The following is a 12,278-nucleotide window of genomic DNA, read 5'->3' on the forward strand; positions in this document are numbered from 1 at the left end:
TCAGCATTCTCGCTGCACAGCAGAGCAGCCGCACCGTGACCGAGGACAAGTTCCGACAGCAAGGGGTGACGGTGGCGGTGACCAGTCCGGTGTTGTCGGCGGTGCAGACGGTGCAGCAGATGGCGGAGGCGGCAGGCAAGACAAGGAATGGTCGCATGCAGGCGCTGGCTGCTGCCAACATGGGCTTTGCGGGCAAGCAGGCGTATGACGCCATCAGTGCCGGACAAGGCAGCACGATCAACGACAAGCCCAACCAGATCGCTACCGGTCCTGCCGATGCGCAAGGCAAGGTGCCGAGCCGCGATGCCAATGCGGCTGACAAGGTGGGCGGTATCAACCTCGCCTTCAGCATAGGCGGCAGCAGCAGCAACAGCCGTAGCGAACAGAGCAGCAAGACGGTACGTGGCTCCGCTGTTGCCGCAGGAGGCAACGTCGGTATCAAAGCACAAGGTGGCGGCAAGGACAGCAGCATCCTCATCCAAGGCAGTGACATCAAGGCCGGCGTCAATGCTTCGCTACAGGCCGAGAACGAAATCCGCCTGCTGGCCGATCAGAACACCTCAGCACAGAACAGCAGCAACCAGAGCAAATCTGGATCGGTAGGCTTCTCCATCGGTACGGATGGATTCATGGTCAATGCCAATGCGTCCGGCAGCCGGGGCCGCGGCGATGGCAGTGACGTGGAACAAGTCAACACGCATGTCGATGCGGGCAACAAGGTCGAGCTCAGATCCGGCACGGACACTACGCTGCGCGGTGCAGTCGTGGCGGGTAGACGGGTGGAGATCGACGCAGGAACCAGCGGACATGGCAATTTGAATATCGAGAGTCTGCAAGACAGCAGCAACACCAAGAGCAAGCAGCAGGGTTTTGGCGCCAGTGTCTCGGTAGGGGCGGGCAAGATGAACGGGAGTGTCAACCTCAGCCACAGCAGGGTCGAGGGTGAGTTCGCGAGCGTCAATGAGCAGTCCGGTGTCCGGGCTGGAGATGAGGGGTTCCAGGTCAGGGTGGCAGGTAACACCGACCTGAAAGGCGGCAAGATTGCCAGTACGGACAAGGCCGCCATTGAGGGCAAGAACAGCCTGAGCACGGAGACGCTGACGCAATCTGACATCCGGAATCGCAGCAGCTACAAGGCGGAGAGTATCAGCGTTGGGGCGGGGCTGGATGGCGCGAAGGGATCATTGGCCGGCACGGGAATAGGCATCGGCAGTAGCAGTGGCAATGAGAGTAGCGTCACGCGTAGTGGCATCAGTGCAGCGGATGTGAGGATCAAGGATGACCTCGCACAGCAGGCGAAGACAGGCAAGACCGCTGCGCAGACGATTGCAGCAATCAATACTGAGGTGAGCAGTGAACGCGACACCAGCGGCAAGCTGAACAAGCAGTGGGATGCGCAGGCGCTGCAGGAGGATGTGCAGGCGCAGGCAAAGATCATGGAGACGTTCGGAACGAATGCCGCTCGGGAGATCGGCAACTACGCCACGTCGAAGGTCGACGAACTGGATCGCAGGATTGGGCTAGCCAGCGAAAGTGAGAAAGTTGCGCTGATTGCCGAGCGGGATAAATGGAACGAGGGAGGGTTCTATAGAACGGTATTGCATGCCGCAGCGGGGTTGTTGAGCGGAGGCATTGGTGGTGCAGCCGGTGCAGCAACCTCATCGATGACGATGCCCCAGTTTGTAAAACTGGTCAATGGCTCAGATCTGCCTGTGCCGGTTCGGCAGGCGCTGGCTCAAGCAGCCGCTGCCGCACTTGGCGGAATCGCTGGCGGCGTCCCCGGCATGGCGGCTGGCCTCAACGTGGAAGCCAACAACCGAGAGTTGCACAAGACGGAAACGGAGAAGCTGACCGGACTGAAAAAGGGAAAATCTCTTGAGCAGCAACAGCGTCTTGACGCTGCGGCATGTGCATTGACCCGGTGTGCTGAGGGTGTACCGGCAAGTGATCCTTACTACGGCTTGTTGAAGGGAATGCAGGAAAAAGGAGCGACGTACAAAGATGAAATGACGACGTTGCTCAACACCGGGGAATTCATCTATCAGCCTTACCTTGATGCTGCACGGGACGCATTGACCAGATACGGTGAGACCAGGCAGCGCACGGGAGGTGCTGCCGATTTGCTCGTTGGGTCGGTCGGGATGGTTGGAGGTGGAGCGTTGACGGTAGCAGGGGCAGCAGCATGTGTCCCGAGCGCAGCCGCCAGCTGTGCGCTGGTGCCATTGGGGGTTTACCTTGCCAAAGTGTCCAATGACCAGGTGCAAACTGGTAATGAGGCGGTCTTTGGGACATACAAATCGAAGGAGGGAAAGCGTGTTGTAGATTCTTTCGATATAGCGACGTATCCAGGAGAGCGTGATCCGCTGGCGGACATTGGTATCGATGCAGGGAAGCTTGGTCTAACTTATCTGCTTGGGAAGTACGTGCCCAAGGGGCTTGCAAAAGCGGAAGAGAAGCTCTCTGATGTACCGGCTAAAGTTTCAAGCAAGCGCACTCCTGAAAGGGCGTCGCCGCCTGGTCGAGGTTTGGACGACAAGTTGCTGCATGAGGCTGATTTTGCAGGTCGGATTCCCGTTCGGGAAGATCTGATCGATCACTTGAGAAATGGAAAGATAGCCGGCAAAGAAATCAGCGGGGGACATAATGAAGAGAACTTTATGCAGACGTTGGTTAGCGCCAAGGGAACGTTGGTGAGTCGGACTGAGGTTGCACCGGGAATCTATGAGATTGAATATCGCTTGCCCAAAGGATCGGGAAAGACTCCTAAAACCAAGACTGTCTATGACCCGAAAGTTCATGACGATATCAGCATGGGAAATTCGGCCCAAGAGGCGGCCGCGAAGGGAATGATTCAGTATCAATCAGGAGAAGGCTACAAGCATCCGAATGGCAGTATGGTGCTAGATGTTCAGGTGAATGGTATTAATTTCAAGGTGCCAATTAATAATGGACGGATTCCAAGCGTATTTCCAGGTAGGAGGAATTAGTAATGAATGTTGATTTATTTAAGGGAGAGCAATTTTCTAGTGAGAAATTAGCGCACCTAAATCTCCTGTTCTGGTGTTTGCTGTGGGCCGTGCATACAAACCCTTTAGATAGATTTCTCAAAGGTATTCTCTTAAATGACTTGATGTCACCGGGCGGTGGCGATCCCGGCTGGTCCTTGGACCTGATCTTGGATAGAAAATTGGCGGACTTTCCGATCGAATGGGACGCATGCGTAAGGCGATCTGCTCAACCTGAAGCTGGATGTTACGAAGCATGGGCAAATTCTGAGTTCAGTGAAATTCTCCCGGAGACGGCTTATTACACGGTCGAAGAGGTTCGTCACTATATTCGGGTCGCATTGAGCAACATAGCGCAACAAAAGCCAGAAAGTGCGGAGGAGGCGCTCGCGACCATTGCCAGATTTGGCTTATGAGACCGGGAGGGGGCTTCAATCAAGGCCGACAGCGTCAAGCGGGCCTTCAGCATCCGCAGCAGCAGTAGCTTAACGCCACGCTCCAAGCGGCGAACGAAATCCGCCTGCTGGCCGATCAGAACACCTCAGCACAGACCAGCAGCAACCAGAGCAAATCTGGATCGGTGGGCTTCTCCATCGGTACGGATGGCTTCCTGGTCAACGCCAATGCGTCCGGCATGGTGGCCGGTGGAGATGAAGTGCGACTGCAGATCGATCAAAAGTTCAGCGTTGAAGCTGAGTTATGTCATCAGTATTGCTGATAGTGGCTGTCATTAAACTCAATTTTACCAATGACTTCGATTGGCGGATGATCTGCCCATTCATCCAGGGAGAAGTCCATGCGGCACATCGTCAGCCAGGTCCTTGCCCGCGTCCTCGGGGACCATCACGCTTCACACGGGGGCGCCGCGCGGGAGTTGCGGGAGATGGGGCCGCGCGAGCTCAATGACCTGGGCATCGGCGCGAGCGAGGTGCCGTTCTTCCTGGAGAAACAACCCAATGAGGACCGTCCTCACCGCCAAAAGGAGGTTATCCATGCAACATCTTGCTGAAATGATCGGACTGGCCGCCACGCTGAGCCTGGCCACCATGAGCCCCGGCCCCAGCTTCGTGATGGTGGCGCGCACCTCGGTGGGCGGCGGACGACCCAATGGCCTGCTGGCGGCACTGGGTATGGGGATCGGCGGCGTGCTCTTTGCCGCAGCGGCCTTGCTGGGGCTGCAGGCAGTGCTGCTGGCAGTGCCTTCGCTCTATCTGGTGTTGAAGTTCGGGGGTGGTGTTTATCTGGCCTACATGGGATGGCGCATCTGGCGCGGGGCGCGTACGCCCCTGATGGCTGACGACGTCGCACCGCGCGACCAATCACCCTCCTTGTCCCGCCGGTCCCTGTGGCTGGGCCTGGTCACCCAGATCAGCAATCCGAAAACCGCCATCGCCTATACCAGCGTGTTCGCCGCCTTTTTGCCGGCCCAGACTTCCCTGTCCTTCAAGGCGCTGACGCTGCTGCTGGTCTTCGTGATCGAAGCGGGATGGTATGGCCTGGTGGCCGTTGCACTCTCTTCATCGCGTCCACGCCGCTGGTATGTGCAGGGCAAGCACTGGTTCGACCGCATCGCGGGCGGCGTCATGATAAGCCTCGGGTTCAGGCTGCTGCTCTCGCGTACGGGGCCGTGACCGCCGGAGCTTGGCTGCACGCGAGGCCAGCGCACGCGGCCGACACCAGGCAATCTGGCGTCGGCCATATCGCTTCAATCCAGCTTGAACTTGCCCACTACAGCTGCGAGATTGCCTGCCTGTCCCTTGAGTGAGTCCGCTGCTGCCGCCGCCTGCTCCACCAGTGCGGCATTCTGCTGCGTGGTCTCATCCATCTGCGTGATGGCGAGGTTGACTTCATTGATGCCGCCACTTTGCTCCTGCGTGGCCGCGCTGATCTCGGCCACCACGTCAGTGACGCGGCGCACGCTGGCCACCACTTCGGTCATGGTGCTGCCGGCGCGTTCCACCAGAGCGCTGCCGGCGCTGACCTTCTGCACCGAGTCGTCAATCAATTCCTTGATTTCCTTGGCCGCACCGGCCGAACGCTGCGCCAGTGAGCGCACTTCCGAGGCCACCACCGCAAAGCCGCGTCCCTGTTCGCCGGCGCGGGCCGCCTCCACCGCCGCATTGAGCGCCAGGATGTTGGTCTGGAAAGCGATACCATCGATCACGCTGATGATGTCGGCGATGCGGCGCGAACTCTCGGTGATGCCTTCCATGGTTTGCACCACCTGACCCACCACTTCACCACCCTGGCTGGCGATGTCCGATGCGGTGGCCGCCAGCTGGTTGGCCTGACGGGCGTTGTCGGCGTTCTGGGTCACGGTGGAGGTCAGTTGTTCCATGGCCGAGGCGGTCTCTTCCAGCGAACCGGCCTGTTGTTCGGTACGGTTCGAGAGATCCAGATTGCCGCGCGCGATTTCGTTGGAGGCGGTGGCGATGGTGTCAGTCCCCTGGCGCACCTCATTGACGATGTCGCGCAGGCTGTCGTTCATCAGGCGCAGGGCTTCCATGAGGCGTCCGGTTTCGTCGCGACCGGCCGGGCGAATGCGCAGGGTCAGGTCGCCACGTGCCACGCGCTGGGCAATCTCTACCGCTTCCTTCAGCGGACGCGAGACATTGGCCGCCACCACGAACGCCAGCAGCGAACCGACGGCAACGGTGGCCGCCAGCAGTCCTACGATCCAGCGCTGCGCACCCCGGAATACGCCCGAGGCTTCTTCATCGGCATCGGCGCTGCCGCTGGCATTGAGCTTCACGATGGCATTGAGGTTGCCGACCATCGCGGCATAGAGCCTGGCCGATTCCCCATGGAACAGGGCACGCGTCTCGTCATACTGCTGGTTGGCAGCCATCTCGGCCAGTTGCTCATCTACTTTCAGATAGGCTGCCAGATTCTTGCCGAACTGGGCGTACTGTTGCTTTTCCTCCGGCTCGGACATGCGCTGCTCAAACACCACGCGCTGCTTGGCCAGCGCATCCAGGCGCTTCTTGATGGCCGCATTGGCCGCACTGCGTTCCTGCGGCGTGACGGCGGTCACCAGTTCCAGTTCAGTGAGTCGTAGCGGCGGCAGCGAACCCTGCAGCTCGCGGGCGGCATCCATGGTCGGCATCCACTTGTTGACGATCTCGCCGGAAGCGCTGTTGACCTGCTTGAGCTCCTTCATGGCAAACAGCCCCTGCAACAGCGTCAGCGCAATCACCACTGCAAAGGACAGGGCCAGTTTCTTGGCGATGTTGAGGTTGTAGAACCAGATCATGTCTTCCTCGCATTTGTTTTATATCGTTTTCAGTTTCGGATCCCGACGATGCGGTCGACGCGTCGATGGCGAGGTCACCCGTTTGGCGTGCGGGCGTCAAGAGGGGCATGCGGCCGGGGGCGTGGTCGCGAGGAGCAATGAAGTGCTGGTGATGTCATGCTGTCATGCCGTCACGAAGCGTCGGCTTCCTGCCCATCCTGTCTCTCTTGTCGCCAACGGCCTCCCTCGGCCGCCGGCGCTTGCTGTTCGATGGTCGCATGGCTGGATCGGGCTTGATCTTAATGAGCGGCAAGAATTCCATCCAATGAAATTAATCATGCAGGCAATGCGCTAATTGATATCGATAGTGATCTGGATGTCAGACAAGATTATTCATATGATCATTTTGGAATGCGCCGCCGCTGTAATAAGATGTGCATAAAATTCACTTCAGAGCCATTTTTGCCCGATGCGCCGAAAGATCCCTTCTACCCAGGCCATGGCGGTCTTCGAGTCTGCTGCACGCCATCAGAGTTTTACCAAGGCGGCGCAGGAAATGGCCGTGACGCAAAGTGCAGTCTGCCGTCAGGTGGCTGCGCTGGAGGAATTCCTGGGCCTGAAGCTGTTTCGCCGTACCAAGCGCGGCGTGCGCCTGACCGAGGCCGGGGTGAGCTACAGTCATCAGGTCGGTCAGCGCCTGGACGAGATCGAGCGCGATGCCCTGCACCTGATGTCGCGCGACGGTCATGGCGATACCCTGGAGCTGGGCGTGATGCCGACCTTCGCCACCCGCTGGCTGTTGCCGCGCCTGCGTTCCTTCCTGGAGGCGCATCCGGGCGTGACCGTCAACCTGCGGCCGCGCACCCGGCCCTTCCTCTTCGAAGAGACCAATCTCGATGCCACGCTCTACGCCGGGCAAGCCAGCTGGCCCGGTACCGAGGGTGTGTTCCTGATGCGCGAGAGCATGGTGGCGGTGGCCAGCCCGGAACTCATCGGTCCCGACCGCAAGCTCACGCCCACCGGGCTGCTCGCTTATCCGCTGCTGCAGCAGAGCACTCGTCCCTACGTGTGGCGGCAGTGGTTCGCCTCCTTCGGCATGCAGGTGCAGAACGATCTGGTGGGCACCCAGCTGGAACTGTTCTCCATGCTGACCCAGGCGGCCATCGTGGGGATGGGCGTGGCGCTGATCCCGCGCTTCCTGATCGAGGATGAATTGCGGCGCGGCCTGCTGGTGGTGGCCGTTGATCACGATTACCTGAGCACCCACTCCTACTACCTGATCTATCCCGAGCGCACCTCCGAGCGGCCGCTCCTGCGCCTGTTCCAGGACTGGCTGGAAGAGCAGGCCAAGGCCTATCGCCTGCCCAGCGGATTGGGTTGAGCCGGGTCGGAGAAGGCCGTCTCGACAGGCGGAACCGGAGTGCGAAAAACGCACACGGTGATGCAAACAATTCGTTTGCGCCGGGGCAGGGCAGTCCGTATATTTTTGTCCACCGCCGCTGCGGGATCACTGTCTGCGCGACAGTGATCCCGCAACGATTCCTGATGCACAAATGAGGCTTCCATGAGCAAAACATCGCAACGACATTCCTTCGATTACGCCGATCCCCTGATGCTGGAGCAGCAACTGAGCGACGATGAACGCCAGGTGCGCGACGCCGCCCAGGCCTATTGCCAGGATCGCCTGGCCCCGCGCGTGCTGGAAGCCTTCCGCCACGAGAAGATGGATGTGAGCATCTTCCGCGAGATGGGCGAACTGGGCCTGCTGGGCGCGACCATCGATGAGCAATACGGTGGTGCCGGTCTGAATTACGTTTGCTATGGCTTGATCGCGCGCGAAGTCGAGCGCGTCGATTCCGGCTATCGCTCCATGATGAGCGTGCAGTCCTCGCTGGTGATGACCCCCATCAATGCCTTTGGGACGGAGGCGCAGAAACAGAAATACCTGCCCAAGCTGGCCAGCGGCGAATGGATAGGCTGCTTCGGCCTGACCGAACCCAACCACGGTTCCGACCCCGGCAGCATGATCACCCGCGCGCGCAAGGTGGACGGCGGCTACAGCCTGTCCGGCAGCAAGATGTGGATCACCAACAGCCCGGTGGCCGACGTCTTCGTGGTGTGGGCCAAGGATGACGAAGGCGAGATTCGCGGCTTCATCCTCGACAAGGGCGCCAAGGGCTTGTCGGCCCCGGCCATCCACGGCAAGGTCGGCCTGCGTTCTTCCATCACCGGGGAAATCGTGATGGACAACGTCTTCTGCCCGGAAGAAAACGCCTTCCCCGACGTGCGCGGATTGAAGGGCCCCTTCACCTGTCTGAACAGCGCGCGTTACGGCATCGCCTGGGGCGCACTGGGGGCGGCCGAAGACTGCTACGAGCGTGCGCGCCGTTACACCATGGAGCGCCAGCAGTTCGGCCGTGCGCTGGCGGCCAACCAGCTGGTGCAGAAGAAACTGGCGGACATGCTCACCGAAATCTCGCTGGGCCTGCAAGGCTGCCTGCGCCTGGGGCGTTTGAAGGATGAAGGTTATTCAGGCATCGAGCAGACCTCGATCATGAAACGCAACAGCTGCGGCAAGGCCCTGGACATCGCCCGCATGGCGCGCGACATGATGGGCGGCAACGGCATCTCCGACGAGTTCGGCGTGGCGCGTCATCTGGTCAATCTGGAAGTGGTCAACACCTACGAGGGTACGCATGATGTGCATGCGCTCATCCTCGGCCGCGCCATCACCGGGCTGGCGGCTTTCTCCAACTGATGCCGCATCGCCTGCGGGCCGCCTCCATGGTGGCCTGCAGGCGGTCTACCCCCCTCTCGCTACAACACCCCTCGCTCGCGCAGCGCGGCGATCTGCGCTTCTTCCATCCCCAGCAGCGACTGCAAGACTTCTCCCGTGCCTTCACCCAACGAGGGCGGTGCCCTGCGTACCGGCAGACGTTCCCCATCGAAACGATAGGGCGGCGTCAGCACCTGTACGCTGCCCGCTTGCGCATGCGGATGCGTGCTGACCAGGCCGGCAGAGCTAGCGCGCGGGCTGGTCAGGGCCTCATGCAGGCCCAGCACTTCACCGCAGGGAATGCCGGCCTGGTGCAGCTTGGCCAGCAGGTCGGCGCGCTTGCGGGCCTTGAGTTCGCGGTTGATTTCCGGGACCAGCACGTCGCGATGCTGGCCACGGCTGACGTTGGTCTTGAAGCGCGCATCCTCGGCCAGGTCGGGACGGTCGATGACGCTGTGGCAGAAGCGCTGGTACTGGCTGTTGGTGCCTACCGTGATGACCAGGCGGCCATCGGCCGCATCGAAGACGCCATAGGGAATGATGGAAGGATGCGCATTGCCATAGCGCGGCGGATCGTCGCCCAGGATCAGTGCTTCCAGTCCGTAATACGAAGTGATCATGACGCCGCAGTCGAACAGCGCCATCTCCACATGTCGGCCCTGTCCGGTCTGCTGGCGCTGGTACAGCGCGGCCAGCACGCCCTGGGCGGAATACATGCCGGTGAACAGGTCCACCGCCGCCACGCCCAGTTTCAGCGGCGGCTGGCTGGCCTCGCCATTGAGTGACATCAGGCCGGATTCGCCCTGGATCACCAGGTCATAGCCGGGCCGTGTGGCCTCCGGCCCGCTGCTGTCGTAGCCGGTGATGGAGCAATACACCAGACCGGGATTGTCGCGGCGCAGGGTCTCGTAATCGAGGCCAAATTTCTGCACGCCGCCGAACTTGAAATTCTGGATCACCACATCGCTCTTGCGGGCCAGCTGGCGCACGATGTCCTGGCCTTCTTCGGTCTGCAGGTCCACGCTGATGGAGCGCTTGTTGCGGTTGACGCTGTTGAAATACGCGGTCTCGGTCGAGCCGATGCGGGTACCCCAGTCGCGCGTGTCGTCGCCGCGTTCGGGGTGCTCGACCTTGATCACTTCGGCGCCCAGGTCGCCCAGTACCATCGCACACCAGGGGCCGGCCAGCACGCGCGAGAGGTCCAGTACGCGCACGCCGGCCAGCGGCAGGGATGCAGTTTGTTCAGTCATGTCGTCTCCTCATGGACGGGATGCGTGCTGCGCTTGTTGTTCTGTATGACGTCCGTGCGCATCCCGGTACAGCTATTGTTTCGGTGCCTGACGCAGCCGCCGGAAATCGGCAGGCCGTTTTTCGAGGAAGGCGTGAATGCCCTCGGCCGCTTCGTCTTCGCCCTGCGAGAGCACCATGTGCTGCGCTTCCAGTTCCAGTTGTTCTTCCAGCGTGGCGCCGTAGGCATGCTGGCACAGGTGCTTGATGCGGGCCATGGCCTGTGCCGGACCGTCGGCCAGGGTGGCGGCCAGTTGCACGGCCGCTTCCAGTGCCTGTCCTGCCTCGGCCAGCTGATTGACCGCACCCATGGCATGCAGGCGTTCGCCATTGAAACGCTCGCCCGACAGGCACAGCTGCGTCAGCATCTGGCGCGACAGGAATTGCGCGAGGAAGGCCGTCACGCCGCCATCAGGCGTGAGCCCGACCTTGACATAGGCCACCGAGAACTGCGCTTGGCGCGTCGTCACCAGCAGATCGCAGGCCAAGGCCAGCGACAGCCCGGCACCTGCTGCGCCACCTTCGACGGCGGCGATCACCGGCTTGCTGCAGCGGCCGATGTGGCGGATCAGGTCGTGCAAACCTTCCAGCTTTGCACGGCGCTGCTGGGGTGCCATGCTGCGGCGCTGGGCCAGCAGGCGCAGGTCGCCGCCGGAGCAGAAGAAATTGCCGCCCCCGGCCAGCACGATGGCCCCCACTTGCGGATCAGCCTGGGCCTGGTCGAGCGCGGCCATCAGAGCGGCATACAGGTCAGCGTTGAGGGCATTGCGCGTGGCCGGATCGTGATTGATGAGCACGCGCACCGCACCGCGCTGCTCCTGCAGGACTTCGCTCATGCCGGCATGTCGCGGCTCAGCGCGATATAGCGTTGCAGGTGGTAGTCCTCGTCACCGAGCTGGTGGTCGATCATCACCAGGCGCTTGGCGTAATGCGACAGCGGCAGTTCCCAGGTCATGCCGATGCCGCCGTGCAGCTGGATGGATTCTTCGGCCACCAGCGTACCGATGCGGCCGATGCTGAACTTGGCCGCCGACAGGGCGCGTTCACGTGTGAGGCGATCGGCCTCCAGTGCAGCAGCGGCATTGATGACCGCCGAGCGCGCCTGTTCCACTTCCAGCAGAAGATCGGCCATGCGATGTTGCAGGGCCTGGAAGCTGCCGATGGGCAGGCCGAACTGCTTGCGGGTGCGCAGGTAATCCAGCGTGGCTTCCTTGGCCACTTCCATCGCGCCCAGTGCTTCGGCGCACAGCGCCAGCACGCCGCGTCCGAGGATGCGCTCCAGCAGCGCAGCGCCTTGGCCCGCGCTGCCCAGCAGGGCGTCGGCGGGCAGGGCCACATCTTGCAGCAGCAGGTCGGCTACGCGGCCACCGTCGATGGTGTCGCTGCCTTGCAATTGCAGGCCCGCCGTATTGGCCGGGATCAGGAACAGCGAGATGCCGTCAGCGTCATCGCTCGCGCCGCTGGTACGGGCTGAGACCAGCAACACATCCGCCGCTTCCGCTTGCACCACGACCGCCTTGTGGCCTTGCAGGCGCCAGCTTCCGTCGGCTTCTTGCGTGGCGCGCGTGGTCACATGCGTGGGTGCATAGTGACTGTCGGCTTCTTCATGGGCCAAGGCGGCCAGGGTCTGGCCGGCGATGATGGGTTCCAGCAAGGCCTTCTGTGCGGGTGTGCCAGCCGCCGCGATGGCCTCGCCGACCAGGATGGCGCTGTCCAGCAAGGGCTCCAGCAGCAGGCCGCGGCCGATTTCTTCAAAGACCACGGCAATATCGAAACCGCCACCGCCGTAGCCGCCGTCTTCCTCACGGAAGAGCGCGCCGATCACGCCCATCTCGGCCAGTTGCGACCACATGTCGCGGCTCATGCCGGGTGCGGATTGCAGCAGGTGCTTGCGTTCTTCAAAACCATACTGTTCGGTAATGAGACGACGCAGGCTGTCGGCCAGCATGCGGCGTTCTTCGGTGTGCTCGAAATTCAT

10 protein-coding genes and 1 pseudogene are annotated in these 12,278 nt (G+C 61.4%); 7 read left to right on the forward strand and 4 right to left on the reverse strand.

Going from position 1 to position 12,278, the window contains the following annotated elements:
• The first annotated feature begins 35 nt into the window (after positions 1-35).
• The 5 genes and pseudogenes from HNO82_RS17955 to HNO82_RS17975 all read left to right on the forward strand — a co-directional run bounded on the left by HNO82_RS17955 (position 36) and on the right by HNO82_RS17975 (position 4,636).
• Entirely contained in the window at positions 36-2,987 is a 2,952-nt protein-coding gene (locus tag HNO82_RS17955; protein ID WP_349627575.1) for a hemagglutinin repeat-containing protein, read from the forward strand.
• 2 nt (positions 2,988-2,989) lie between these two features.
• On the forward strand, positions 2,990-3,421 hold the full coding sequence (locus tag HNO82_RS17960; RefSeq protein ID WP_175344642.1) for a hypothetical protein: 432 nt from the start codon (positions 2,990-2,992) through the stop codon (positions 3,419-3,421).
• A gap of 86 nt (positions 3,422-3,507) precedes the next feature.
• A pseudogene (locus HNO82_RS22475) lies at positions 3,508-3,723 on the forward strand (hemagglutinin repeat-containing protein); the annotation flags it as partial.
• A 78-nt stretch (positions 3,724-3,801) separates the two neighbouring features.
• Complete coding sequence (locus HNO82_RS17970; protein WP_175344643.1) at positions 3,802-4,014, forward strand: hypothetical protein; 213 nt, start codon at positions 3,802-3,804, stop codon at positions 4,012-4,014.
• Entirely contained in the window at positions 3,998-4,636 is a 639-nt protein-coding gene (locus tag HNO82_RS17975) for a LysE family translocator (RefSeq protein ID WP_008326316.1), read from the forward strand. The genes HNO82_RS17970 and HNO82_RS17975 overlap by 17 nt, the downstream gene beginning before the upstream one ends.
• A gap of 74 nt (positions 4,637-4,710) precedes the next feature.
• Here the strand turns inward: HNO82_RS17975 and HNO82_RS17980 are convergent, their stop codons facing one another.
• Complete coding sequence (locus HNO82_RS17980) at positions 4,711-6,258, reverse strand: methyl-accepting chemotaxis protein (protein ID WP_175344644.1); 1,548 nt, start codon at positions 6,256-6,258, stop codon at positions 4,711-4,713.
• Between the two features lie 448 nt (positions 6,259-6,706).
• Between HNO82_RS17980 and HNO82_RS17985 the strand changes: the two genes are divergently transcribed.
• Positions 6,707-7,618, forward strand: a complete 912-nt coding sequence (locus HNO82_RS17985; protein WP_175344645.1) for a LysR family transcriptional regulator — start codon at positions 6,707-6,709, stop codon at positions 7,616-7,618.
• A 183-nt stretch (positions 7,619-7,801) separates the two neighbouring features.
• Positions 7,802-8,995, forward strand: coding sequence for an acyl-CoA dehydrogenase (locus HNO82_RS17990; protein ID WP_175344646.1), 1,194 nt, complete (start codon positions 7,802-7,804; stop codon positions 8,993-8,995).
• 59 nt (positions 8,996-9,054) lie between these two features.
• On the opposite strand, the gene HNO82_RS17995 is transcribed toward HNO82_RS17990, so the two are convergent.
• From HNO82_RS17995 to HNO82_RS18005, 3 genes are all read right to left on the reverse strand, one after another.
• Positions 9,055-10,263, reverse strand: coding sequence for a CaiB/BaiF CoA transferase family protein (locus tag HNO82_RS17995; RefSeq protein WP_008326320.1), 1,209 nt, complete (start codon positions 10,261-10,263; stop codon positions 9,055-9,057).
• Between the two features lie 72 nt (positions 10,264-10,335).
• A complete protein-coding gene (locus HNO82_RS18000) occupies positions 10,336-11,136 on the reverse strand; it encodes an oxepin-CoA hydrolase, alternative type (RefSeq protein ID WP_175344647.1) in 801 nt (266 codons plus the stop codon).
• Positions 11,133-12,278 carry an acyl-CoA dehydrogenase family protein gene (locus HNO82_RS18005; RefSeq protein WP_175344648.1) on the reverse strand — a complete coding sequence of 382 codons (1,146 nt, stop codon included), beginning with the start codon at positions 12,276-12,278 and terminating at the stop codon, positions 11,133-11,135. Before HNO82_RS18005 ends, HNO82_RS18000 begins: the two co-directional genes overlap by 4 nt.

This window comes from Herbaspirillum sp. C9C3, from assembly GCF_013359625.1.
Classification (GTDB): Bacteria; Pseudomonadota; Gammaproteobacteria; order Burkholderiales; family Burkholderiaceae_D; genus Herbaspirillum.

Bases quoted from the DNA above. Each gene is read 5' to 3' on its own strand.
- HNO82_RS18000 (WP_175344647.1), bottom strand. From the start codon at position 11,136: ATGAGCGAAGTCCTGCAGGAGCAGCGCGGTGCGGTGCGCGTGCTCATC.
- HNO82_RS17990 (WP_175344646.1), top strand. From the start codon at position 7,802: ATGAGCAAAACATCGCAACGACATTCCTTCGATTACGCCGATCCCCTG.
- HNO82_RS17985 (WP_175344645.1), top strand. From the start codon at position 6,707: ATGCGCCGAAAGATCCCTTCTACCCAGGCCATGGCGGTCTTCGAGTCT.
- HNO82_RS17995 (WP_008326320.1), bottom strand. From the start codon at position 10,263: ATGACTGAACAAACTGCATCCCTGCCGCTGGCCGGCGTGCGCGTACTG.
- HNO82_RS17970 (WP_175344643.1), top strand. From the start codon at position 3,802: ATGCGGCACATCGTCAGCCAGGTCCTTGCCCGCGTCCTCGGGGACCAT.
- HNO82_RS17960 (WP_175344642.1), top strand. From the start codon at position 2,990: ATGAATGTTGATTTATTTAAGGGAGAGCAATTTTCTAGTGAGAAATTA.
- HNO82_RS17980 (WP_175344644.1), bottom strand. From the start codon at position 6,258: ATGATCTGGTTCTACAACCTCAACATCGCCAAGAAACTGGCCCTGTCC.
- HNO82_RS17975 (WP_008326316.1), top strand. From the start codon at position 3,998: ATGCAACATCTTGCTGAAATGATCGGACTGGCCGCCACGCTGAGCCTG.
- HNO82_RS18005 (WP_175344648.1), bottom strand. From the start codon at position 12,278: ATGAATTTCGAGCACACCGAAGAACGCCGCATGCTGGCCGACAGCCTG.